Origin of the sequence: Burkholderia sp. WSM2232 (genome assembly GCF_000472545.1) — a bacterium.
In the GTDB taxonomy this organism is placed as follows: Bacteria; Pseudomonadota; Gammaproteobacteria; order Burkholderiales; family Burkholderiaceae; genus Paraburkholderia.
In genome coordinates this window covers 111518-135375 of the sequence record NZ_AWZV01000015.1, presented here as the reverse complement: position 1 = coordinate 135375, position 23858 = coordinate 111518, and the positions used below count along the sequence as shown (strand labels likewise).

Annotated in this window: 18 protein-coding genes; 11 read left to right on the top strand and 7 right to left on the bottom strand. The window is 61.3% G+C overall.

What is annotated here, in order from left to right:
- Nucleotides 1-31: 31 nt before the first annotated feature.
- The gene (locus F757_RS0115815; RefSeq protein WP_027212242.1) at nucleotides 32-928 is read right to left on the bottom strand and encodes an AraC family transcriptional regulator; all 897 of its coding nucleotides are present in this window, start codon (nucleotides 926-928) and stop codon (nucleotides 32-34) included.
- A 140-nt stretch (nucleotides 929-1068) separates the two neighbouring features.
- Here F757_RS0115815 and F757_RS0115810 point away from each other — a divergent pair, with 140 nt between their 5' ends.
- From F757_RS0115810 to F757_RS0115790, 5 genes are all read left to right on the top strand, one after another.
- On the top strand, nucleotides 1069-1848 hold the full coding sequence (locus F757_RS0115810) for an SDR family NAD(P)-dependent oxidoreductase (RefSeq protein WP_027212241.1): 780 nt from the start codon (nucleotides 1069-1071) through the stop codon (nucleotides 1846-1848).
- A gap of 362 nt (nucleotides 1849-2210) precedes the next feature.
- Nucleotides 2211-3191: a glycosyltransferase family 2 protein gene (locus tag F757_RS0115805; protein WP_027212240.1), complete on the top strand. Its 981-nt coding sequence runs from the start codon at nucleotides 2211-2213 to the stop codon at nucleotides 3189-3191.
- A 252-nt stretch (nucleotides 3192-3443) separates the two neighbouring features.
- Entirely contained in the window at nucleotides 3444-5720 is a 2277-nt protein-coding gene (locus F757_RS33660; protein WP_084530902.1) for a multicopper oxidase family protein, read from the top strand.
- A gap of 656 nt (nucleotides 5721-6376) precedes the next feature.
- Nucleotides 6377-7189: an alpha/beta fold hydrolase gene (locus tag F757_RS0115795; RefSeq protein WP_027212239.1), complete on the top strand. Its 813-nt coding sequence runs from the start codon at nucleotides 6377-6379 to the stop codon at nucleotides 7187-7189.
- Nucleotides 7182-8759 (top strand): hybrid sensor histidine kinase/response regulator, encoded by a 1578-nt coding sequence (locus F757_RS0115790; protein ID WP_027212238.1) that lies wholly within the window; start codon nucleotides 7182-7184, stop codon nucleotides 8757-8759. Before F757_RS0115795 ends, F757_RS0115790 begins: the two co-directional genes overlap by 8 nt.
- A 217-nt stretch (nucleotides 8760-8976) precedes the next feature.
- Here the strand turns inward: F757_RS0115790 and F757_RS0115785 are convergent, their stop codons facing one another.
- On the bottom strand, nucleotides 8977-9468 hold the full coding sequence (locus tag F757_RS0115785; protein ID WP_027212237.1) for a hypothetical protein: 492 nt from the start codon (nucleotides 9466-9468) through the stop codon (nucleotides 8977-8979).
- A 720-nt stretch (nucleotides 9469-10188) separates the two neighbouring features.
- Between F757_RS0115785 and F757_RS0115780 the strand changes: the two genes are divergently transcribed.
- Both F757_RS0115780 and F757_RS0115775 read left to right on the top strand, forming a co-directional pair.
- A complete protein-coding gene (locus tag F757_RS0115780; protein ID WP_232221415.1) occupies nucleotides 10189-11226 on the top strand; it encodes a glycosyltransferase family 2 protein in 1038 nt (345 codons plus the stop codon).
- A gap of 47 nt (nucleotides 11227-11273) precedes the next feature.
- On the top strand, nucleotides 11274-12278 hold the full coding sequence (locus F757_RS0115775; protein ID WP_027212235.1) for a glycosyltransferase family A protein: 1005 nt from the start codon (nucleotides 11274-11276) through the stop codon (nucleotides 12276-12278).
- 39 nt (nucleotides 12279-12317) lie between these two features.
- On the opposite strand, the gene F757_RS0115770 is transcribed toward F757_RS0115775, so the two are convergent.
- The 3 genes from F757_RS0115770 to F757_RS0115760 all read right to left on the bottom strand — a co-directional run bounded on the left by F757_RS0115770 (nucleotide 12318) and on the right by F757_RS0115760 (nucleotide 16585).
- The gene (locus tag F757_RS0115770; RefSeq protein ID WP_027212234.1) at nucleotides 12318-13832 is read right to left on the bottom strand and encodes an acetyl-CoA hydrolase/transferase family protein; all 1515 of its coding nucleotides are present in this window, start codon (nucleotides 13830-13832) and stop codon (nucleotides 12318-12320) included.
- A 190-nt stretch (nucleotides 13833-14022) separates the two neighbouring features.
- Nucleotides 14023-14250, bottom strand: a complete 228-nt coding sequence (locus F757_RS0115765) for a hypothetical protein (protein WP_027212233.1) — start codon at nucleotides 14248-14250, stop codon at nucleotides 14023-14025.
- Nucleotides 14251-14419: 169 nt separating this feature from the next.
- A complete protein-coding gene (locus F757_RS0115760; protein WP_027212232.1) occupies nucleotides 14420-16585 on the bottom strand; it encodes an FUSC family protein in 2166 nt (721 codons plus the stop codon).
- Nucleotides 16586-16785: 200 nt separating this feature from the next.
- Between F757_RS0115760 and F757_RS0115755 the strand changes: the two genes are divergently transcribed.
- Nucleotides 16786-17787, top strand: a complete 1002-nt coding sequence (locus F757_RS0115755; protein WP_027212231.1) for a LysR family transcriptional regulator — start codon at nucleotides 16786-16788, stop codon at nucleotides 17785-17787.
- Nucleotides 17788-17898: 111 nt separating this feature from the next.
- On the opposite strand, the gene flgM is transcribed toward F757_RS0115755, so the two are convergent.
- Nucleotides 17899-18255: a flagellar biosynthesis anti-sigma factor FlgM gene (gene flgM, locus F757_RS0115750; protein WP_027212230.1), complete on the bottom strand. Its 357-nt coding sequence runs from the start codon at nucleotides 18253-18255 to the stop codon at nucleotides 17899-17901.
- A gap of 376 nt (nucleotides 18256-18631) precedes the next feature.
- Here flgM and F757_RS0115745 point away from each other — a divergent pair, with 376 nt between their 5' ends.
- Entirely contained in the window at nucleotides 18632-19054 is a 423-nt protein-coding gene (locus F757_RS0115745) for a hypothetical protein (protein WP_027212229.1), read from the top strand.
- A gap of 200 nt (nucleotides 19055-19254) precedes the next feature.
- On the opposite strand, the gene F757_RS0115740 is transcribed toward F757_RS0115745, so the two are convergent.
- Nucleotides 19255-21060 carry an L-lactate permease gene (locus tag F757_RS0115740; protein ID WP_027212228.1) on the bottom strand — a complete coding sequence of 602 codons (1806 nt, stop codon included), beginning with the start codon at nucleotides 21058-21060 and terminating at the stop codon, nucleotides 19255-19257.
- 239 nt (nucleotides 21061-21299) lie between these two features.
- Between F757_RS0115740 and F757_RS33655 the strand changes: the two genes are divergently transcribed.
- Nucleotides 21300-21656, top strand: a complete 357-nt coding sequence (locus F757_RS33655) for a hypothetical protein (RefSeq protein WP_051376789.1) — start codon at nucleotides 21300-21302, stop codon at nucleotides 21654-21656.
- 788 nt (nucleotides 21657-22444) lie between these two features.
- A complete protein-coding gene (locus tag F757_RS0115730; protein ID WP_027212227.1) occupies nucleotides 22445-23836 on the top strand; it encodes a dihydrolipoyl dehydrogenase family protein in 1392 nt (463 codons plus the stop codon).
- The last annotated feature ends 22 nt before the right edge of the window (nucleotides 23837-23858 follow it).

The window sequence follows — 23858 nt, the reverse complement described above, 5'->3', positions numbered from 1 at the left end:
AGGCTTATGCAGCCTATGCAGCTTGGGCGGCCTAGGCTGCCTCAGCCATCGTCTTTACATGTACCAATTCCCTTTTCGGCGGAGCGCCGAACATACGCGCGTATTCGCGGCTGAACTGCGACGGACTTTCGTAGCCCACTTGGAATGCTGCGGCCTGCGCGCTCATCGACTGCGAGAGCAGCAGTCGGCGTGCTTCCAGCAAGCGCAATTGCTTCTGATACTGCAGGGGCGGCAAGCCAGTCAGGGCCTTGAATTGCCGATGAAACGCCGACTCGCTAAGCTGCGCGATCTTCGCGAGGTCCTCCACTCGCATGGGCTTCGCAAAATTTTCCCTCAGGTTGTCGACCGCGCGCGCGAGCTTGTGCGAAGGGTGCTGGATCGACGCGAGCTTCGCCAATTGCGCCCCGTTCGGTCCGGCTAGCAGCCAGTAAGCGATCTCGCGCATGATCATCGGCTGCAGGATGGCGGCGGCATCGGGCATATCCAGCAGACGCACCACGCGCAGTGCGCAATCCGCCAGTGGTCCGTCGAAGCTCGCAACGAACACACCGCAGCCTGGATCGCCCGACGGCACAGGCGCCGACGTCATCTCACTGGCCACCGCGCGGATCATCGCGAGATCCAGCTGCAAAAGCAGAACCAGGCAAGGCTTGTTTGGGCTCGCCTCGAACACTCGACCGCGCGACGGCGTTTGCACGCCCACCACCAGCGCCTGCCCCTCCCGATATTCCAGCCGCTCCCCGCCAAAGCTCGCCCACTTGGCGCCCTGAGCGACGATGCACAAAGCGGGACTCGCCGCGCGCAACGTGGGCGGCTTTGGCTGATCGGAGCGAAGAATGAAAACGCCCTCGAGCGGTGTCGCACACGGGCTCGTTGCCGGATACCTGTCTCTGTAGCGCAGTAAGGCGGTGGCGAGTCGGTTCGGCATGGCTGTTCGGAGAGCGCTGGATGAGGTGCGTCCATCATAGGATGGGCGAGCAGGATCAGGCAATAACCAGACAGGTTCGGGCATTCACGCAGCAAACATGCGAGCGGAGAATTAAACCAACGCAACCCACAGGACTGTCAATGACAACGACCAACACCAACCTCGCCAGTGCGAAAATCGCAATCGTCACTGGCGCGAGCCGAGGCATTGGCCGCGATACGGTATTGCGACTTGCCGCTCGCGGCGTCAACTCGATTTTCACGTACAACGCCAACCAGGCCGAAGCAGACAAGGTGCTTTCACTCGTCGCCGAGGCGGGCGCGAAAGCGCTCGCGCTGCAGTTGAGCGTGGAGAACGCGGCTACGTTCGACGCCTTCGTCGCGCGAGTGCGCGAAGCGCTCGATAGCTGGGGTGCACAGCGCTTCGATTATCTGGTGAACAATGCCGGCACGTCTTCAGCGTCGACCTTCGAGGCAGGCACAGAAGCCGAGCTCGACGCGCAGTTCGCAGTGCATTTCAAGGCGCCATTCCTGCTCACGCAAAAGCTTCTGCCGCTAATCAACGACGGCGGACGCATCGTCAACATCTCCTCCGGCCTCGCACGCTTCGCGTTTGCCGGGCGCGCCATCTACGGCCCGATGAAAGCAGCGGTCGAAGCGCTGACCCGTTACATGGCGCTCGAACTGGGGCCGCGCCGCATCACAGTGAACGTCGTTGCGCCGGGCGCGATAGCCACCGATTTCAGCGGCGGCGTCGTGCGTGACAACCCCCAGGTCAACAAGGCTGTCGCGGACCACACAGCGCTTGGGCGTGTCGGTCTGCCGGCCGATGTCGGACCGGTGATCGCGGCACTTCTCTCGGACGAGTTCGGATGGGTCAACGCACAGCGAATCGAAGTAGCGGGCGGAGTCCACATCTGATCACTGGCTAACCGTCAGAAGAACGGGCATTCTCAAACGGGCATTTCCATCGTCAGGACAACACCGCGTTTCGAAGAAAAACCGCCTCTATAAATGCGCCCTTTCTATCGCGAGAGTGGTGGAATGCGCCAATACCTCCTCAGTTCCTGCCCGTTTCCCTGACATCGGTGCTGCGGCGCATATACAAATCTCCTTGAAGAACTGCGTTTGCAATCCGCGCGCTGGTCCGCTTCGTTCGGTCAGTGCGGCGCGGCAGCCGCGAAACGTTCTGCAATTGTCTGCTTTTTCCCGTTCCTGGCCCTCCCTTCGCGATCAGTTAACTTTTCGCGAGGCAACGGTATTGTCTTCCTGGAGCATGCTCTATGTCCGCACCCAGAATCAGCGTTCTGCTGCCTATCTACAAGGTCGAGGACTATATCGAGGACTGTCTTCATTCGCTGCTGTCGCAATCCTGCACTGATTTCGAAATTATCGCCGTGGACGACTGCAGCCCCGATCGTTCCGGTGAAATCGCCGCCCGAATTCTCGCGCAACAGGATCGCATTCCCTGGAAGCTGGTCAGGAACGCTGATAACAAGGGCCTTGCTGAAACGCGGAAAATCGCCGCATTGGAAGCTCGCGGCGACTACGTGCTTTGTGTGGACAGCGACGACTGCGTGCACCGCGATCTGGTTCGCACCGTGTTGCGCGAAGCCGACCGGCACAACGCCGATGTGGTTAATTTCGCCGCCGAACGCATCACTCCCGACGGCACCGCAGTCGCTGCAATCGACTCCGGCGACGGCATCATCACCGGTGTGGAAGCCGTTCAGAAGGTCCTCGAACTCAAGCTGCCGGCTTTTTGCTGGAACAAGATTGTGCGCCGCTCGATTTTTGTCGCGGCAGAGCATCCGTGCGGTCTCATTTTCGAAGACGTCTGCGTGTCGGTGCAAACGTTCGCGAACTCAAAAGTGGTCTGTCTCATTCCGGACAAGCTCTACTCATACGTCATCCGTGAATCGGGAATTTCCAGACGCTTCAACCCGCAGGTGGTCGACCTGTTTGCCATCATGGACCGCGTCGAAAAAGCTACTGCCTCCCTGCCGATTAGCGACTACAAGCGCCTCTTCTTCCGGCTCAAATACAGCTGGGCGTTCCGCGCCATCGCGTTCCAGACCGCGACCACGGCGCCGACCTACCACCTCGCCAGCCCCATTTTGCAAAGCGTCTCGGCGAAGCTGCGCGTGAAGCACCTGCTCGGCCTGTTTGCCGATCGGCATCTGAAGCTTTCCATCGTCATGACCATGCTCAAGCTGCATCCGTGGATCTTCTATTGCGTCGTGAGACGCTTTAACCGCCGCTGACCCTGCAGAATCCGCCACGCGGCGCGTCATCTAACCCGCAGCGAGCGCATGGGGTTGTGACACAGGCGAAACGGTTCCATCCAGCACTGCTCTCCAATCCTTCGTGTGCCAGTAAAAAGGACCTCTTTGGGGCGACAAATCTTCCGTGCGGTAGCGCACATTTGAACGAAGGCTATTCATCCGGCACGAATTCGCGTCCCCTATTACTTCTTCTGGAAATTGATCCACTGCGCCCGTGCCGCGGAGGCCATCATGAAGAAGTTATTCAGTTCTCCTGCCATAAAAATGGCAACGCTTTCGTCGTTTCTCGCCCTGGTTCCGCCGCTCGGCGCGGCGCAAAGCTCGCTCGACGCGCGTTCGTTCGACGACTTGAGCGACACCCCCGAAGCATCCGCCGAGAATGCGCTCTCCGACGCATCCGGCGGCCTCGGCTCCAAAGCCGAGCGGTTGCAATGTCTGAAAGGCCTGAATCCTTCGGGCAATTCAGGGGCAGTCAAACTGAAAGTGCAGATGGGCACCTATCGCATTTACAACCCGTCCACGGATGCATTCGACACAGTGTGGATGCGCTCGTACAACGGCTGCCCGACCGGACCGACCATCAGCGTCAAGCCGGACGCGAGGCTTAAGGTCACGCTCGACAATCAGTTGGAGGCGAACAATCCGCCCGCAAATTGCCCGGCTAATCCGGATCATTCGACGCCGCACTGTTTCAACGACACCAACCTTCACACGCACGGCTTGCATATCTCTCCGTCGGGGGACCAGGACAACGTGCTGATCACCGTGCACCCGGGCGACAAACCGCGCGTATTCAATTTCCAGATTCCGGCGAATCATCCTTCGGGCACGTTCTGGTATCACGCGCATCTGCACGGTTCCACTGCGATCAACGTCGCAAGCGGCATGGCGGGGGTGTTGATCGTGCGCGGCTCGCGGCCTGCGCGCGCCGGCGTGGTCGACGGCAGTGCGGATATCGACACGATCCTGCATCGCAAGCAGCCTGCGCAGCCGTTGCGCGAGCATGTCCTGCTTTTCCAGCAGATCGAATACGGCTGCTTTGGCAGCGCCAGCTCCGAGGTGCCGCTCGCCGATCCGACCACTTTCGAATGGCAGTGCCCGACGGGCAGCAAAGGCGAAATACGCGGCTACAACAACCAGCTTGCGTTCGTACCCGACCCGCGACCCGGACATGCCGGCCAGCTCAATTCGACGTGGGTCATCTCAGGGCGCTATACGCAGATCAACGGCATCGTGCAGCCGGTGTTCCCGAGTGCCACGACCTTTATCCCGGCAGGCGAAATCCGTCGTCTGCGAATGGTGCATGGCGGCAACCGCGACACTATCAACGTGAAGTTCGTGCGCGCCAATCTCTCGGCGCTGGGTCTCGCGGATTCGCAGACGCTGTCGCCTGCGCAGGTCAACGCCGCGACCATTTCTGCTGCATCGAAGCTCGCGGGCAGTCACACCAAGTCGTCACAGGCAGTCGCGCTCGACGCATTGTGCAACGGTGAAGTCGTCAAGCAACTCGAGTTCGCAGAGGACGGAATCACGATGTCCGCGATGGTCGAGAAGGACGTCAACTCAATGGATCCAGGTTATCGCAGCGACGTACTCGTCGCGTTCCCGGCACCTGGCCTTTACTGCATGCTCGACGAGGCAGCCGATGCGTCTGCCACCATCAACTTCCGCATCAACTCGATGAAAGCGAAAGACCGGCGGCTGCTGGCACTCGCGCGCGTGGGGCCCGGCACAAACATCGCCGATACCACAGTGGGCAATCATTCCAGATACTGGCAGTACGTTCGCGATCAGCTCGTCGCTGGCAATCCAAATCTGCCCGAGCCGGCGCGCTCCGACCTTGCCTCGCTGAACCTGCGTGCATTTGCTCCCACCATTCCCGTCGACGGACCGGTGGCCAATGTCGTGCCCGCGCAGTTCGACATCCAGCTTCCGGGGCCGACCAACCCGATTCCCGCGCCGCGCTTTGTCATCAACGGCGAGACCTACGATCCGGCAAAGGTCGCCTATACCGGCGTGCTCGGCAACATCGACCAATGGAACGTCTCGGCGACCGTGCTGGCGACGCATGTGTTTCACATCCATACGAATCCGTTCAGGATCATGGACATCACGAACGCGGCTGGACATTCGGTCTTCAACGGCTCGGGCGGATGCAGCGCCGAGGAAACAGCAACAGGTGACGCCGAGTATTGCAATCTGCAGGGCGTCGTGCGCGACACGCTCTTTCTCAAAGCGGGCTACACGCTGTCGATGCGCACGATCTACCAGGACTTCACCGGCGAATTTGTGATGCACTGCCATATTCTCGATCATGAGGACCGGGGAATGATGGAAAACGTGAGCGTCGTGTCGCCTGCAACGGCGTACCTGCAGCGCGTCACAGCGCCACTGAGCGCGCTGACGCATGACACGGCGCGTTGGCTCGCCCGCCTGCGCGGCAAGGACGAGACACAGGTTGCGCTGGCAGGCGCGCTTTGCACGGCGCGGGATTACGCCGGGCCGTGAGAGGCAGGAGTCGCGAGGGGCTTGAGAAGCCCCTCGCGAGAACGGTGCTGTCGTCCGAACCCGATCTGCGCGATGCCGGAAGGCGCGCTTTCCGGTCTGCATGAATGGACGAACCAAAGAGAAACGGTGACTGGCAACCCTTATACCGATCGCGGATTGTCCATGACATCGTGCACCTGTCGGGCGGCACGCTCAACGCGTCCGGCACGGTGTGCAATAGCGGGTGCCTGCTACAGCGGCCCCACAGCAATCCAACCGCGGCCCTACAGCGGCCCTACAGCGGCCCCCCAGCGGCCCCACAGCGGCCACGCAGCACCGGCTGCAACGCACGCATGACGACGCCCCAGTCGGCTCCTGGCGTCATGGCGTCGTGGCCTCGTAAGTAGAAGCGCGGCGCTCTTACCTGCCGCTACCACCCTTTTCCATACTTCCCGCCCGAACGGAAATCTTTGTTACCGGCCCACGAAAACAGATACCGTGTCTTCTTGCTGTAGCATTATCGGCAGCCATGGTGCTGCACCCGGAGCGCAACGCTGATCAGCCGGAACTATCCGTGAGCGTTGCAAACGGGAGTCACCGCAGTCTGGCAAGCGGAAGAAGAGAGCCGCGCGTTCTGGCCCGAACTTATGTTCTTCCTAACCTGGGCGAAAATCTGCATGGATGTCATTAAACGGAATCAAGTACGGGTAACGGGCGACGGGCCTGCGACCATGGTCTTCTCGCACGGTTTCGGCTGCGACCAGTCCATGTGGCGCTATGTTGCCCCGACATTCGAAGGCCGCTATCGGACGGTGTTGTTCGACTTGGTCGGCAGTGGCTCCTCCGATCTGTCCTGTTACGACTACGACAAATACTCGTCGCTGCGCGGCTATGCCGCCGACGTGCTCGAAATCATGGATGCCACCGCGACGGGACCAGTGATTTTCGTTGGACACTCAGTGAGCGCAATGATCGGCATGCTGGCGGCTCTCGAACAGCCTCGCCGGTTTGCTGCGAACATCATGGTCGGCCCTTCGCCCTCGTTCATCAACGACGGCGACTACACGGGCGGCTTCAGCCGGGCGGATATCGAGAGCCTGCTCGACACGCTGGAAAACAACTTTCTCGGCTGGTCGAGCACGATGGCGCCATCCATCATGGGCGCACCCGAGAAGCCCGAACTCGGGGACGAGCTCACCAACAGCTTTTGCCGCACCGATCCGGACATCGCAAGACACTTTGCGCGCGTCACGTTCCTCGCGGACCACCGCAACGAACTCCCGCTCGTCAGCACGCCCACATTGATCATTCAGTCAGACGACGACCTGCTCGCGCCGGTTTGCGTCGGCGAATACATGCACCGCGCAATGCGCGGCAGCAAACTGGCTGTCGTCGAAAATATCGGGCATTGCCCCCATCTCAGCGCACCGGGCGCGAGTGTCGACGCGATGAAGGGGTTTCTGCGAGAACTCGAGCAGCTCCATGCGTGACGCGTACACGCATCCGCCCGACTATGGCGCGGCATACGATATCGCGCCGTGCGGGCTCTTCACCACTGTGCCAGGCGGCGTCATCCTGCGTGCGAACCAGACCTTGTGTCGGTGGCTCGGCTTTGATGCGTCGTCGCTCGTGGGACACAAGAGGTTTCAGGATCTCATTACGGTCGGGGGCAGAATTTTTCTGCAGACCCACCTCGCACCGCTGCTCGATCTTCAGCGCTCGGTCGCGGAGGTCAAGCTCGACATGCTGCGCGGTGATGGGACGATTGTTCCGGTGCTGGTGAACATATCGCGTTTGGGCGAGCCAGGAGAACAGTTCGACGAATTCGCGGTCATGACGGTCAGTGACCGGCACAAGTACGAACGCGAACTGCTCGAGGCGCGCCGGCGGGCGGAAAACGCCCTGCAGGCCAAAGACGCTGCCGAGCGAGCCCTTCGACTCGCCGACCGCCGCAAAGACGAATTTCTCGCGACACTGGCCCACGAACTTCGCGACCCGCTTGGCGCCATGCGCACGGCGGTCGAAATGTTGACGCGCGACACCCAGGCGGTAGCGGCCCACAAGCCCGGCGACAGCGCGCGGCTTGGAACTGGCAGCGCATTGGACATACTCGAGCGTCAGCTTGGCAAAGCCGCGCGGCTCACCGATGATCTGCTCGACATATCGCGCATCGCGCAAGGAAAGATCGAAATCAGGCGTGCACCTGTCCATCTGCAGGCGATTCTAGACGATGTTGTCGTCAGCGCACGTGCGCGCCTGCCTTCGGACGGTCCCACGCACACGCTGGAAGTCGACCTGATTCAAGAGCCGGTGATCGTCGATGCCGATGCGGTCAGGATCGCGCAGATCGTTCAGAACCTCCTCAATAATGCGCTTCGTTATACGCCGGGCGGGGGCTGGGTACGGCTGACAGCGGCACGGGAAGACGGGTATGCCGTCATCAGGGTGAGCGACAACGGAGTCGGCATCGCGCCGGATGACCTGACGCGCGTCTTTGCAATGTTCGGGCAGGCGCCGGCCGCCCGGGGGCAAGGGGGCCTTGGTATCGGTCTGGCTCTGGTGCGTGCCCTTGCCGAGCTTCATGGCGGCACGGTGACTGCGAGCAGCGCGGGGCACGGCTTGGGCAGTACCTTCGAGGTGCGGCTTCCGCTGGCGGCCTGTCAAGTGCTTTCGGCGCCGCCGGCTCCCGCGCCGCGGGTGGAGACCACCGGCCGCCGCGTGGTGATAGCGGACGACAACGAGGATGCGGCGCAAGGCCTCGCTGCGCTACTCCAGGAGGAAGGGCACGTTACTGCGGTAGCGGCGGACGGGGCGTCTGCACTGCGCCTCGTCGAGGAATTCCGCCCGGAGGTCGTGGTGCTCGACATCGGCCTTCCCGACATCAGCGGCGAGGAAGTGGCCAGCCGCATACGCCGCATGCATGGCGAGCGGGTCTCACTGGTTGCACTGACAGGGCTTGGCGCACAGACGCGCCCCCACGCACTGTTCGATGTGTTCCTGACCAAGCCTGCGCCAATCGACGCGCTCCTCGCGGCAATCGCCGGCACGCACGAGCAATAGCCGCTCAGCGGATACCGTGTGCAGATGACGGCATAGGCGGGTTTGTCGACGACTTCACGCCGCGCATTCTGCGAGAAATTGGCTGAAGGCGCGTCATTTCGCGGGCCTACGCGTCGAGGGTCGCCCTGCTTCAAGGTCCGCAATTCACGATTCGCAATTCGCCGGCACGTGAGGGATATCGGCATGCAAAACGGCAAGTCCCGCAACCCGGACATCATCAACCGCTTCGCTGGCATGCTGGCACTAGCGGCGACATGTCGTCGGACGGCGATGGCGCCGGCTCCGAAGAAAGCGCCGCGTACAGCGTAGCCGGATCGAAGCGCCACGGCTCCCGAATACCCAGCGCCGCGCCGATCGACTCCGAGCAGTGCCAATGGCCTTCGCGATGGCGCCGGCTCCACAGCAGGCTGAACACGGCCGCGAGATCGTAAGGCTCTCCGAGGTGATCGTTGAACCACTCCACCGCGGCTCGCTCGGTCACCGTACCGATGCCGGACCCAACGATGTCCCACCGCGCCGGGTCCAGTCTGGTGACGACGAAGCGCACGCCCCCATCCTCTAACGATGACGATGCACACAAATACGCGTCGTCAATCGGAGCGACGACGAGTTCGCAATGCGAGTAAGGACTATTGGTCCGCCACCGCATTAACCGATTGAAGATCCCGGAGAGACCCGGGCGCGTTCCCTTATAAAAAGCGACCTTCATAAATTAGCTCCCGATGATGGCCCGTCACCTCGTCGCTGGACAGAACCGCTATTTGCAAACCGCGCATTTTTCCTCAGACATTCGAATATTGCCGCGTTGCCGCCGATACCGATTGGTTTGTCGACCTTAATCGCCTGAACATATCTCGCGGCTCGCCTTGGGCGAGTACATATTAGGAGATTTCAAATGGCACTGACAGATAAGCAAAAGGTGATCGCCATGCTTCTCGTACTATGAAAACGACGCCAGACGGGTTATTGCCATTCACAGAACGAGCGCCTTCGCAATTCGCGGATAAGGAATACGTGGCACCGCGCAACGTCAATCAGATCTTATGAATAGAACGACGCTCCGCGACCTCATTGGCCTGTGAGCGTCGGCCAGCCGACCGCGGCAAATTCATAAAGCGATTTTGTGTGACTACGGACGGATTATTCCTAGTACGATTGGCGGCGTCATCTCGCCATTTATCGCAAATTAAGAACTTCGCAGCGGAAGTACTGCAGTTCAACATTTTGCGCCTTTATCGCCCGATTTTAGGCCGCAAGTACTGATGTCTTAAACGCCTCCCCTACATTCCTTCAGGTGAACTACCAGTCAATAGCGCACGACGAGCCGTGGCCCCTCAATGGCAAAATCCGCAGTTGCTTTGCGGTGTAGCGGATGCCGGCTGGTTCGAGGCACCTGGTCGATGAGAAAAGCCGGAGGTAATCGATGAACATGCGACACAGCGCACCTGTCTCAAACGAAGATCTGTTTTTCTCCATCGTCATTGCCAATTACAACTACGGGCGTTTTATTCGTCAGGCGATTGAGAGCGCGCTAACCCAGGACTGGCGTAACGTCGAAGTTATCGTGGTCGACGATGGTTCGACCGACGACTCAGCGCAAGTCATCCACTCGTTCGGCGACAAGATCACGGCCGTGTTCAAGGAGAACGGTGGCCAGCGGGAAGCCAACAACGTGGGCTTCGGGCGAAGCACGGGCGACATCGTCATTTTTCTCGATGCCGACGACGTTCTGGTACCCGGCGCGCTGCGCTCCATTGCCTCGGTATGGCGAACCGGTCTCAGCAAGGTTCAGGTGCTGATGGAGCGCGTCGACGCTCAGGGACGTCCGATACAAAACGTCGTTCCGAAAATCCGCAACGTAATCCCGAAGATCCCCCCGGGACTGTCGTGCGAGGCGATCCGTCACTGGGCGTATGAGACCTCCGAATATCCCACGCCGCCGGGCTCGGGAAACGCCTACGCGCGCAGCTTTCTGGAAAAAATCTTTCCACTGGACGGGACTTACGATTCGTTCACGGACTCGACCTGCATTGCCATGGCCCCCTACATGGGCGATGTCGAAACGATCGCCGCGCCTTTGGTGCTCTATCGCATGCATGGCGCCAATGACAGCGCCATGAGTGCGAGCACCAGCAACTTCGGCCGCGAGATTGCGCGTGCGCTGAAGCGTCACAGCGCCGCGTGCAAGGCCTGCGCAATGACCGGCCGGCCGGCGCCGCCGCTTAGCACCCTGTTCTGTGCGCCGCACTTGCTGCAATTGCGGGTTGCCTCGTTGCGGCTCACACCGGCGCAGCATCCGCTGCCTGGCGACAGCCGGGTCCGGGCGCTGCGAGATGCCTTCTCTATTCCGTTCCGCGCGAGTTTCGAGCGTCCCGCCTTCCGCTGCCTCATCGCCGGATGGAGCATTGCCACCCTGCTCGCCCCGAAAAACATTGCCAGCACGCTGATTCGCCGCCGGTTCATATGAAAGGCATCGCAGTCCATAGCGCTTTCTATTCGTACGCCTGAACGACCATGAAGGATATGACGGTTGTAATCTGCAACCATAACTTCGAACAGTTCCTCGCGCAGGCGATCGATTCGGCGCTCGCCCAGGACTACATGCGCACTCAGGTCATAGTGATCGACGACGGCTCGACAGACGGGTCGCGTGCAATCATCGAAGGATATGGCAGTCGCATCAAGTCCGTTTTCAAAGACAACGGCGGGCAGGTGTCCGCCTACAACCTGGGGCTTCATCTCGCCAAAACCGACTACGTGCTGTTTCTCGACGCCGATGACCTGCTCTACCAGGGCGCCGTGACCAGAGTGATGCAGCGCTTTGCGAGCGAAAATCTGGCGAAAGTGCAATTCCGCCTCGACGTCATTGATCACATGAGCAAGTGTATGGGTGCGTATGTTCCCCATTCCCGAATTGACGGCGACTGTCGCAAGCTGCTGCTGAACGGCTGGCTCTACCCGTCACCGCCGGCTTCGGGAAACGCCTATAGCGTCAGTGCGCTCAGAAAGATCTTCCCGGTGCCCGAAACGATGAAGGACCGGTATGGCGCGGATTTTTATGCCATCTATGGGGCGGCTCTGGTCGGACCGGTGTCGAGTATCCCCATGTCGCTCGGCGGATACCGGGTATCTGACGAAGCAGGGGCAAGCGCATCGTTCGCCAACTCTGATCAGACCGGCAAGGCGCCCAAAGCATTCCCGTCTCGTTGGCTGACCCTGCGGGAACTGGCATTGCGTCGCCTGGGAATGCAATTGCCGGCCGACTTTCATGACTTCGCGTATGAAAGGGCCTATTTCTATTCGAGTGTCTATCACGCGCCGTTCATGACCCGATGGCATTGGATGTTGAGGGATTCGCACCGGTATCTGCATGCGATCGTGGCGAACCCCTTCTGGAGTCTCAAGAAGAAGGTGGGAACGCTCGTGCTTTCCAGCCTGTGTCTGGTTCCCTACTCACCTATCGCAGACTACGCGGTTCGTTATATCTGCAATCCGCTCGCTCGTCGTACTGCCCGTTAGGAAAGAGATGCAACGTCTGGGGACACGCTCTACGATCTTCTACACCTGCGACTGTACCGTCGGCAACATCGAGCCCGTGTCGCGCAGTCGCACGTGCCAGGCGAACGCCTGATCCAGCCGATGTGGCGTTTGCCCGCCTGCTTTCAACGCGTCCCGATAGTAGTCACGCAGCGGATCGCGGTACGACGGATGCGCGCAGTTCCCGATAATGAGTCTTGCGCGTTCGCGCGGCGCGAGGCCGCGCAGATCGGCGAGTCCCTGCTCTGTCACGACCACATCGACGTCGTGCTCGTTGTGATCGCAATGAGGCACCATTGGAACAACGCTCGAAATGCGACCGCCCTTCGCCACTGACTTGCTGGCGAAGATCGCGCACGATGCATTGCGCGCGAAATCGCCAGAGCCGCCAATGCCGTTCATCATGTGCGTGCCGCCCACATGGGTCGAATTGACGTTGCCGTAGATATCGAATTCGAGCGCCGTGTTCAATGCGATCAGACCGAGGCGGCGGATTACTTCCGGATGATTGCTGACCTCCTGCGGCCGCAATACGAGGCGACTCCGGTAGCGCTCAAGGTTGCCGAACACCTGCGCCTGGCGCGCCGCCGACAACGTGATCGACGCGCCCGAGGCAAAGGTCACCTTGCCGGCATCCATCAGGTCGAAGGTTGAATCCTGAAGCACTTCTGAGTACATCTGGAAAGCGTCGAAAGGCGAATCGACGAAACCGCTCAGCACCGCATTTGCGATCGTGCCGATGCCGGCCTGCAACGGCGGCATCTGCCGAGGCATACGTCCGCGCGCCATTTCATGCTCGAAGAATTCGATCAGATGGCCCGCGATGAGTTGCGTCTCGGCGTCCGTCGGCAGCACGGTGGACGGACTGTCCGCCACGTCGGTCACGACAATGGCCGCAATTTTTTCACTGGGGATCTCGATCGCCGGGCTGCCGACCCGGTCTTGCGGATGCACGATCGGCAGTGGCCCGCGGTTCGGCCTGCGCCCCGGCACCCAGATGTCGTGCAGCCCTTCGAGCTCGAGCGTCTGGGCCAGATTGATTTCGACAATCACTTTGTCGGCGAGCATGGCGAAGCTGGCCGAGTTGCCAACCGAGGTAGTCGGCACAATGCCGCCAGACTCCGTGATGGCCGCCGCTTCGATAATTGCCACATCCAGTTTGCCGAGCTGGTTCGCGCGCAGCATCTCGACGGTTTCCGACAGATGCTGGTCGACGTACATGACTTCACCGCCATTGATTGCGTCGCGCAAGGTCCTGTCCACCTGAAAAGGCAAGCGGCGCGCAAGTACGTGTGCCTGTGTGAGCAGACGGTCAACGTCGTGACCAAGCGACGCCCCGGTCATCAACGTGATGCGTAAAGGCGCGGCCTCACGCCGCGCGCGTTCGGCAAGCGCAACAGGAACAGCCTTCGCGTCTCCTGCGCGCGTGAAGCCGCTGGCGCCGACACACATGCCGTCCTTGATGAGAAGCGCCGCCTCGTCGGCTGATGTCACTTTCGCACGCAAGGCGGCGCAGCGAATCCGGTCTTGATACATAAAGCCAGGTCTCCCCGTTGTCCCCAATCCAGTCTGATGGCGCGCACGTCTGTGGTCTGGCTTGCCGTAACCGATCCGACGCGTTGGCCGCGGCGGGTCAGCAGGCAGCGTTGCCGCAGGACGCATGCGCCGGTGGCTCGCGGCAGACACCTCTTGCATCTGCACGCGTGCGGTGTGGCTGTGGCGCCGTCTAGCTTCCGAAGTAGATGTTGCAATAGCTCACCGGGCCCACGCACTCTTCTGCCTTGACTGCCGGATTGACGCTCGCGCGCTGCGCTCGACCCTGCGCCTGAGGCTGGCTAGCCTGTTGCGCATTCGCCGATGCCGCATGTTGCTCCGCGGCGGCCGGAGCCGTTTGCGCATGAGCAAGAACAGCAGACAAGGAGCAGGCAATCAGGGCAAGTTTCAACACTTTCATTTCGTTCTCCATAGCTTACGGTTACGTGCCGGCGACCTTGAGTTTCCTGTCGGCCAGGCAGTGACGAAACTATATGACTGCAATCCACCTGGATAAACGCGGATGTACAGAATTCATCTTTCCTGCTCGCAGAAAAATCGGACTCTGAACTAATTTTTGCGCGCGTCGGTCAGCAACCATTGAACGGCGCGTCGTTGTCGAGCAACGCGGTCCGGATGAAGTGCAGGCAACTGAGAATGCGCTGCAGATCGTGGCGTTTGTCGCGCTCCGTATGAACCGTTTGCAGGATGCTTCCGGCAATCAGGGTGGCCGAGCGCACGGACAGCAGAGCCCGCTCGAGCGCCTCTTTGCCTGGACGCTCGAAGAGGTCCGCGAGATCGACAAGCACGCGGTCAATCCCGCTGCGCCAAAGGGGATGCAATGGGTTTGCGTAATCGGCGCGCGCGGTTTCGTTGCGCAGATCGATTACGGCGTGCCCCACTTCTAGCGTTGCGAGCATCCACCGCAAGGCGTCCCGGCGACCGCGCGATCGTCGCGTCAATAACATTCGCAATTGAGAGGTCAGGTCATGTGCGCCCGACTGGAACCGCTGATTGAGACCGGACAATTCCCCCTTGCAGGCGACGCTGACCTGGCCGCGTAGATCGCGCATGATTCGCTCGACGAGCCAGGGCATGTCGGCGGGAAATACGACCGCTAACGAAAGCGCGGCTAGCAGCATGGACGCAGTGAGCGCAATGCCGTTGTTGATGAGCAGATCCGGCGCGTAGGCCACCACGTTGTCGGGCCCGGCCAGCAGGCAGAAGAACACCGTGAAGCCAATGCCATAGCCCGCTGCGCCCTTGCGCGTCGCGATGAAAGCGCCGAGTGCGAGCACCGGTGCGAGCGTCACGCAAAGCAAGGGAAAACCGTCGATGCCGGGATACACATAGCAGGTGTACAGATAACCGGTCATGGTGGCCATCACCGCGCCGACCGCCATGTGTATGGCCATCCTCGAGCCGCCTGGCGCCGCCGATGTCAGCGCGCAAGCCAAAGCCGCACCGATCACGGCAAGACCGCCGCTCGGCCAGTCGGTCATGATCCAGAACCAGCCGGCGATCGCCATCACCGCAGCACAACGGACGAATGTGAACGCGACGACGAGGCGATTCGTGCGGCTCGCGTAGGGCCGGGTCGCACGCGCGCGAACGGGCGCGCCGTGAAGTGTCAGAGAAGCATCCGTCAGCGAATAACGGCTCCATTCGTCGACGAAGCGGTAAAGCAATTCCGCCGCTGTGTCGAAGTCCGCCAGCGATTCGGCTGGCGCAGTTTCGAGCTGCCGGCGTGTTTGCCTCACGCGCCGAGGCAAGCCGGTCCGAAACTGCTGCAAACGCGCTGCCACGTTCGCCGCATGAATCGCCGTGCCGGCCGGTGACGTGATGAGCAAGGCGAGTTCGTGAAAGTACGGCTGGATTGCTGCAACGATCGCGGTAAGACGATTCGCGCGCAGGCGCTTCAGCAGTTGATGCAACGCGTGCAGCCGTGTGCAGCTGTCCATGAATTCGCCATTGAGATGGGCGAGGTGCGCGCTGCGCGAACGCATCGCCGGATCTTCGAAGGCAGCGAAAATGCGCGTAGCCTCGAAGCCGACGATCTCGTCGATCAGCCCCGCGAAGCGACGCTCGAACCGCCCCCGCCCGACGCGGCGATTCAGCACGTCGGCAGCGAACGCCGTGAAATCGTCATAGCGCTTACGCAGCGCTCGCTGCAAGGCAAGGCTGGAGCGCTGAGGCATGATGAGCGCACTGACCGCGCTCGAAGAAACAATCCCCACGGCGATTTCCGCTGCGCGCGTGAGCGCCGCCAGCAAAAGACCGAGCGGCGCCGTGACATTAGGGATGCCGATGAGCGCCGCGGTGTACCCCGCGAGAACGAAGCCGTACCATCTGAAATGCCGGTAGCGGACGGCCGCGGCAACGCAGGCGCTCACCCAGGCGGTCATGCCGAGCAGGTACAGCTCCGGCTGTTGAACGAACAGCCCGCCGAGCGCCAGCGCCGCGATGGTGCCCGCCGCGGTGCCGAGAATCCGGTAGAAACTTTTGGCAAGCACCATGCCGCTGAACGGCTGCATCAGCACGAAGACCGTGGTCATCGCGATGCGCGGTTGCGGCAGATCCAGTAACATCGCCATGCCGAGCGCCAGCAGGCCCGCCATGACGGTTTTCAGCAGATGTAGCCATGTCAGACCGTCGCTGCCCGCCCAATCGCGCACCGCCGGCCCGAGCTTGTGCAGCATCGCAAGGCAGTGTTGGCGGGAATTCGCCGTCTGTTTGAGCGCATGCTCGCCTTTCATTCGGAATCGATCTGCTCGAATTGATCACGGTAGCCCGGACAAAACCTGCGTGAACAGCAGGCAGGGCGCCGATTGTAGGAGCATGCGAAGCCGCTATTAAGACGACAGACCGGGAACGTCCCTTCCAGAACGGACAACAATGCGTATTCGCGGCAGGCGGACAATACGGTCTGAGCAGTAAAAACAAAAAAGAAGGATTGATGGATACGTTACAGAATATGCGAGTGTTTCTGCGCGTAGTGGAAGCCGGCAGCTTCACCGCCGCGGCGCAGTCGCTCAATTCGACAACCGGCGCGATGTCCCGCGCACTGTCGGAACTCGAAGCCCATTTGCGCACGCGCCTCCTGAACCGCTCGACCCGGCGCCTTGCCCTCACCACCGCTGGCGAGCGCTATCTGAAGCGATGCCGGCAAATCCTCGCAGACGTCGACACGGCGGAAGAAGAAGCCAGTTGTGCACACGAACGGCCAAGCGGCGCGCTACGCATGCATAGCTTTGCCAGCATCGGCCAGCATTACGTGCTGCCGGCCATCTCGCGCTATCGCGCGCAATATCCGGAAGTGACCGTCGAACTCACGTTGTCGCAGCGCATGCCCGATCTGTTCGAAGGGAGCGCGGACGTCTCGATTGTCGGCGCCGCCACTTTGCCCGATTCCGACCTCGTCTCTCTTCCGCTGGGAACGACGTTCAGCATCCTGTGCGCGTCGCCGGCCTACGTGCGCGCACATGGCACGCCGCAAACACCGGCCGACCTCGCGCATCACGAGTGCCTGATCCTGCACACGCCGGCGTTTCCGCCTCGCGAATGGGTGCTCGACGGTCCCAACGGCAGCGAGACAATGGCGGTCGACGGACCGGTTCAGGTCAACATAGCGGAGTCGTTGATTGCGGCGATCCGGGAAGGCATGGGCATCGGCATGGTGCCGCTCTACGCGGCGATTGCCGGCTTGCGCGACGGGACATTGGTGCGCGTGCTACCCGCCTTCACGCTGCAGAAAATGACGGTTTATGCGCTGTACCCGTCGCGCAAATTCGTCGATGCAAAAACGCGGACATGGGTCGAGTTCCTACGCACGCATCTGCCGACAGTCATTGCACGCGACGAGGCGCTGCTTGCCGAGATCGGTCGAGGCACGACCAGCAGTTTGGAAGCGGGGCCGGAGTCGCTCGAGCACGCCGGCAGCATCGTAACGAGTCACTGATCCGATCTGCCGCTCCTGCCACGACTGCCACGACTGCCACGACTGCCGCCACTGCCGCCACTGCGGTACTTGCGGCTGGTCGATGCGCCGTGCGGCCGGCCGCTGCCACGCTTATCGGCTGCCGGTCTGGTCGAGGCTATTGCTGCCGTCAGCCGGTGCGCGAGTGGTCGGTTGCAAAAGATCGCGCGCGGTGCTCAGGATGCCGTCGGCGATCTTGCTCGAGTCGATCGTGTAGGTGCCGTCGCGGAGCGCGGCCTTGATGGACTCCACCTTCGCAGTGTCGATGTCCGAGTCGCCCGACGTCCGCAGCGCGGAGACCGTGGAAAGATTCACGCTGGAGTTCTGCGCGTGCGCGCCGCTCGCCTGTTCCACGGACTCCACCGCGCCTTTTGCGTCGCTGTCGCCGGTTGCGCGCTGCGCGCCATTGCGGGGCTCGGCGAGCGGGTAGCTAGTGGATTCGATCTTCATGCTGGGTTCCTCCGTTGATGAATCCTTTAACGGTCCCGAGTCCGGAATCTTCACCCTCCCGCCGTGTGGCGATCCGTCCCTCCATCCAGGAGGAAGCCGAGAACGCTTGCGGGGCAAGGGTTTTCAGCAGATGCAACAAATTGAAACAAAGTGTGAGGAAGCGCACGTAGCGCGGCGGCGCTGAAAAAACGCATGGTGGCTGTGGCTGTGGCTGTGGCTTGGCTGTGGCTGTGGCTGTGACGGTCATCGTGGGCGGCCGGAGGCGTGCTCTTCCCTGTCGCCCCTCATTTCGCGGCATCCCACCAGCCGCGCGCCGCCCTTTCTGACGGCCGCCGCGACGCTTGAGAAAACCGCCAGGCGCCCCCATCTCCCACTCGTGAAAAAACGCGCCCCACGCCCTCCCCAGCCTCAGTGGCCTTTTCCGCCGAGTCGCGACATTACCGGCCGCGCGTTCGGCGATCTCGTCGCGCTGCAATATCGAGGCGCGGACGGGTGGCTGTGGCAGTGCCGTTGCGGCCGCCAGATCGCCGCCGCACTGAAGGCGGTCGAGGCCGGCGCAATACGCGATTGCGGGTGCCGCGAACAGCGGCGCGTGTGGCGCTCGCGGCCGGGCTCGCCCGCGCTGAAGAGCGGCGTGGTTTTCGGGCAGCTCACCACGAAGCACTACGCCGGCGACGGCATGTGGGTCTGCCAGTGCGAATGCGGCGCCCAGGCAACCGTGAGCGCCGGCCGCTTGCGGCTCGGCAAGGCACGCTCGTGCGGCCACTGCGCCGCCGCATCGGCGGAGCGAGCCGCATAGCGCGTCGGCGCGGTCGCCGATCCAATCTGCTACGCATTTTCCACGGCCCTTCGCGTCTGGTTCGCACCCGCTTCTGATCCGGTTCGCGCGACACGACGGGCGAGCGCAAACCCCGCGCGTCGTCCATTCCGGGGATCTGCGGCGGGCACCCTCGGCCTGTGGGGCACGAAACCGCTAGCTCGCTGCCGCAGCGGCGCCTGTCATGGCGCGACGGGGATCATCCACGGGAACACATACGCTTGCAGCATGGCAATCACTCCGATCACCGCCGCGCCTGCGATCGAATGGAAGAACACAGTCCTGAAAATCGGGCCCAGCGCGAACGACCGCTCCCTTGGATCGTCATAGCACGCGGCACACGCCACCATGATCGACTGCGCATCGATCATCTTTCCCATTACACCGCCCGTGGAATTGGTCGCCACAATCAGTACCGGGTTCAGATCCAGTTGCTGCGCGGTGATTCGTTGCAGACTGCCGAACAGCGCGTTCGATGCCGTGTCTGAACCGGTCAGAAAGACGCCCAGCCAGCCGAGATACGCGGCGAAAAATGGGTAGAGAAAGCCAGCGTGCGTGAATGCGAGGCCCAGTACGGCGTCCGTGCCCGAGTAGCGCGTGAGAAAACCCAGACCCAGCACCTGTCCGATGACGAGCACCGGAATCTTCATGCGCCGCATGGTCTGCACGAATGCGTCTTTCCATTGGGTCGCGCTCAGTTTGAGCACGAAGCCCGAAAGCAGCGCCGCGACGAACACGCCCGTGCCGGCGGTGGACAGCCAGTTGATCGTGAATTTGGCCGCCTCGGCTTTCGCGTTGACCGGCGCAACCGGCGGCATGCGTTGAACGAGGTTATTGAGCGCGGGCATGTCCCAGACGGGCAGCGACAACGTGCCGGTAAACGGCGAACCGAGCAAGGTGGTGGAAAACGGCACGGTTGAAAAGAGTCCGTTGAGCAGCTTTTTGAACTCGGGCACGCCCCACAATGCGCAGCACGCGATCAGAATGACCCACGGCATCCACGCATGAATCGTTTCGGCGCGCGAGTAGCGGTACTTCCAGCCGTGCGCATCCGACGTGCTCGTCTGCGCGGCATTGCCCGCCCGCTCCAGGGCTTCCCGCTCGGCGCGCAGCAGAAAGCGGGTCTTCGGATGCCACACGAAACGCAGGAAAAGCGCCGTGCAGATGACCGAAAACACGCCTGACACAACGTCGGTCATCAAATGCAGCGCACTGCTTCCGGATGCGAAGAACTGCATGAGCGCGAACGATAAACCCGCGCACAACATGGCCGGCCACACCTCGAAGACCTGTTTCCACGTACCGCCTTCCATCTTGACGAAGGTTGCCACGAGCCAGAAAGGCACGAGCACCGAGACGAACGGCAGTTGCCGGCCGGCCATCGCGGATAACGTCACCTGATCGAGTCCGCTGACGGCTGCGAGCGTTACGATTGGCGTGCCGATCGCACCCCACGCAACGGGGGCGGTGTTCGCCAGCAGATTGAGCACGGCGGCCTGGAAAGGCCTGAAACCGAGACCGACCATCACCGCCCCGGCAATGGCGACCGGCGTTCCGAACCCCGATGTTCCCTCGATCACCGCTCCGAACGAAAACGCGATCAGCACACACTGCAGGCGCCGGTCGAATGAGATGTGGACGATGGACTCCTTCACGATCTCGAACTTGCCGCTCACGACGCTCATCGTGTAGAGAAACATCGCCGCCAGCACGATCCAGATAATGCCGAGAAACCCCGACAGCGAGCCGAGTGCGAACGCGGACACGGCGGACGCAAGCGGCATCCGGAATACGAGGCACGCAATGATGAATGCGGCGATGACGCCGAAAAACGCGGCGTACGGCGCAGAAATGCCCAGGTGAACGTTGCCTTGCGCGTCGCGATGGCGGTGCAGCGCGATGAAATAGAGCAGCGTGAGAATCGGAACGGCGGCGGCAAGGGTGGAGAAAAACGCGTTGCCTAGCGGATCATAAACCTGATGGTACATGGCGCTTCCTTCTTGGTCTTGGAATAAGGGACTACCGTGCACTTTGCCGACGCGTCCTGGGCCTGCCCGCGCGAGTTGACCTGTTTTCAGCAAACTTTACGAATGCCGACTCGAAGCTTTCATTCAGCCAGTATCCTCAGGTATAGCGGGGGGCGCCATCGATTTCAAGTTTTGCTGCTGCGGCGCGTTCGCGAAACGCAAAACCACGGCACGTGGGGGCGTGTCGCCAGATCGCAGGCATGTCCGACGACGATTGGCGAGCCGAACCCGCCAGGGTTGTTGCTGACCCAGAGGCTTGGCTTACGAATGCTGACATCGCGATCACTCCGCAACGCGTCGATTGGGCACGCGCCGTGCTCGAGAACCAGCCGCTTGAGACGATCCGCGCGATGGCGATCGCGGTGGTCGCGGGAAATGGTGATGTCAGCTATCTACAGAAAGTCTGTTCGGTTATCCAGCGTGGAACGCCGTTATTTCTGCTTGCGGGTGAACGCTCCGCGTCTGGCCGCGACCTGCCAGACTGTGTAAAGACGGTCGCTCTGGATTGCGTAATTCAAAAGAACGTCGGTCACATGATGATGCTCGAGCAGCGATGAGTTTTGCTGCATCGTCAAGGATATGGTTACCGGGATCCCTCGCGCTCGATGGTGGCGCGGGGCGACGGTGCGGTAGCCCGGCAAGGCGCTGGCCTCGTTGGTCCGGGAATCCATATTCGTAACACCGCGCAGGTTCGCTGGGCGATAACGACGTTTTATTGTCCCAATCTGCGCTAGTTGAATAATTGGCATTGCGAGCGGCAATTGTGAAAACCAGTACTGTGCGTCCTCGCAGGGCTGGAAAGGGCCACTCAATATTCCTCGAAAGCCGCAGGCATGGCAGTCACTTCGCCGTAGCTGACAGCCGGTTACTGCCCGCTGGCCGCTAATCGCCGCATATCACCTTGTGAGACGGGGCCGGGCTGGACGCGCCGTACAGCAATGCCCTGCGGCGACAGCTCCAACGATAACCTTCTGCGGCGGCTCCTGCCGCGCCTGGAAGCTCCATGCAGAGCAACGAACGATAGCGCCCTACGACCAGGAATCGAGCCAATATCGATGACTGGCCCGAACGCGCTTTATGCAGCTCGACAATGAACCGCGTGTATGCGTCGAATGTGACTACAGCATGTGGTTTCTGCCTAACGATGAAAATTTCTTTTCAGCTCATCGACAAGCGCTCCAGATTGGTAATTGAAAAATCAAAGTAAAGATTTCAGTCAAACTGCCGATAATGGTGGTTGCCACGCTTGTGCGGCCGCGCCGTTATAATTCTCGAGCCTGAATCGTCATACAATTGCGAAAGCCAACCGGGTTCAATTTTCAACCTTATACAAAGGAGCATGAAAATGCTTGCGAGGGACCAATTCGATCTAATCGTTCTGGGCGGAGGAAAGGCAGGGAAAACACTGGCGATGGATCAGGCGAAAGCGGGCAAACGCGTGGCGATGATCGAACGCGGCATGATCGGCGGCTCGTGCATCAATGTCGCGTGCATTCCCACCAAAGCTCTCGTAAAAAGCGCAAAGGTCGCGGCTACCGCGCGCCATGCGGCAGCCTACGGAATCGAAACCGGATCGGCGCTCACCGATATGAAAGCTGTTGGCGACCGCGTTAGAGCGGTGGTCGACGGAATGATCGAGATCAACTGGAAAGGGTTCAACGCCAGTGGCATGGAAGTGATCGTCGGCGAGGGCCGTTTCGTTGATCCCACCACCGTTGAAATTTCCCTGGCAGACGGCGGCATGCGCCGCATCAGCGGGGAGCACATTTTCGTCAATACCGGCACTCGTGCGGCTGTTCCGCCTGTTCCCGGCCTGCGCGAAGCAGAGCCGCTGACCCATGTCGAGGCCCTTCAACTCGCGCAGACACCCGAACATCTGATCGTGGTCGGCGGCGGATACATTGGCGTTGAAATGGCCCAGGCCTTCGCGCGCCTGGGTAGCCGCGTCACCATTCTGCAACGCGAGAGCCAGCTCGCTCCACGGGAAGACGAGGACATCGCCAGCGCGGTCGCTGATGTGTTGCGAGCCGACGGCGTCGAGATCGTGCTCGAGACGCAGATCGAACGCATCGAAGGCCGTTCCGGTGACGCGGTGACGGTGCATGCCGCCGTGCGCGGCGAGCCGACTGTGCTGTCCGGCACGCATCTGCTCGTCGCGACCGGCCGCATACCGAACACGGACGGCATCGGCCTGAACAACGCGGGGGTTGAGGTCGACCAACGCGGGATCATCAAGGTCGACGAGCACCTGCGCACCAGCGCAATGCATATCTGGGCACTCGGCGAGGTCGCGGGCACGCCCATGTTCACGCATGCATCGCTAGACGACTACCGCGTATGCAAGTCTGCATTGAGCGGTGGCAACCGCACTACACGGGACCGCCTTATCCCTTACGCCATGTTCATTGATCCGGAACTCGGTCGTGTCGGTATCAGCGAGAAGGAAGCTGCGCAGCAGAACATTGCGATACGGGTCGCGAAGCTCCCGATGGCGGCCGTCCCTCGCGCGCGCACCAACACGGAAACTACCGGCTTTATGAAGGTCATCGTGGACGCGGGCTCCGACCGCATTCTTGGCTTTTGTATGCTCGGGACGAACGCCGGGGAGGTGATCGCCGCCATCCAGGTGGCCATGCTCGCAGGCGCACCCTATACGATGTTGCGCGATGCGATCTGGGCTCACCCCACCATTACGGAAGGGCTGAATATGCTGCTTGCGTTGGTGCCCGCCGAGTGACGGCAGCCGCGCGTCGATAGCC

What these genes read in the sequence shown, in the direction of transcription:
- F757_RS0115805 (WP_027212240.1), top strand. Translation starts at nt 2,211, where the DNA reads ATGTCCGCACCCAGAATCAGCGTTCTGCTGCCTATCTACAAGGTCGAG.
- F757_RS0115795 (WP_027212239.1), top strand. Translation starts at nt 6,377, where the DNA reads ATGGATGTCATTAAACGGAATCAAGTACGGGTAACGGGCGACGGGCCT.
- F757_RS0115770 (WP_027212234.1), bottom strand. Translation starts at nt 13,832, where the DNA reads ATGTATCAAGACCGGATTCGCTGCGCCGCCTTGCGTGCGAAAGTGACA.
- F757_RS0115810 (WP_027212241.1), top strand. Translation starts at nt 1,069, where the DNA reads ATGACAACGACCAACACCAACCTCGCCAGTGCGAAAATCGCAATCGTC.
- flgM (WP_027212230.1), bottom strand. Translation starts at nt 18,255, where the DNA reads ATGAAGATCGAATCCACTAGCTACCCGCTCGCCGAGCCCCGCAATGGC.
- F757_RS0115765 (WP_027212233.1), bottom strand. Translation starts at nt 14,250, where the DNA reads ATGAAAGTGTTGAAACTTGCCCTGATTGCCTGCTCCTTGTCTGCTGTT.
- F757_RS33655 (WP_051376789.1), top strand. Translation starts at nt 21,300, where the DNA reads ATGTCCGACGACGATTGGCGAGCCGAACCCGCCAGGGTTGTTGCTGAC.
- F757_RS0115755 (WP_027212231.1), top strand. Translation starts at nt 16,786, where the DNA reads ATGGATACGTTACAGAATATGCGAGTGTTTCTGCGCGTAGTGGAAGCC.
- F757_RS33660 (WP_084530902.1), top strand. Translation starts at nt 3,444, where the DNA reads ATGAAGAAGTTATTCAGTTCTCCTGCCATAAAAATGGCAACGCTTTCG.
- F757_RS0115815 (WP_027212242.1), bottom strand. Translation starts at nt 928, where the DNA reads ATGCCGAACCGACTCGCCACCGCCTTACTGCGCTACAGAGACAGGTAT.
- F757_RS0115790 (WP_027212238.1), top strand. Translation starts at nt 7,182, where the DNA reads ATGCGTGACGCGTACACGCATCCGCCCGACTATGGCGCGGCATACGAT.
- F757_RS0115730 (WP_027212227.1), top strand. Translation starts at nt 22,445, where the DNA reads ATGCTTGCGAGGGACCAATTCGATCTAATCGTTCTGGGCGGAGGAAAG.
- F757_RS0115785 (WP_027212237.1), bottom strand. Translation starts at nt 9,468, where the DNA reads ATGAAGGTCGCTTTTTATAAGGGAACGCGCCCGGGTCTCTCCGGGATC.
- F757_RS0115760 (WP_027212232.1), bottom strand. Translation starts at nt 16,585, where the DNA reads ATGAAAGGCGAGCATGCGCTCAAACAGACGGCGAATTCCCGCCAACAC.
- F757_RS0115740 (WP_027212228.1), bottom strand. Translation starts at nt 21,060, where the DNA reads ATGTACCATCAGGTTTATGATCCGCTAGGCAACGCGTTTTTCTCCACC.
- F757_RS0115775 (WP_027212235.1), top strand. Translation starts at nt 11,274, where the DNA reads ATGAAGGATATGACGGTTGTAATCTGCAACCATAACTTCGAACAGTTC.
- F757_RS0115780 (WP_232221415.1), top strand. Translation starts at nt 10,189, where the DNA reads ATGCGACACAGCGCACCTGTCTCAAACGAAGATCTGTTTTTCTCCATC.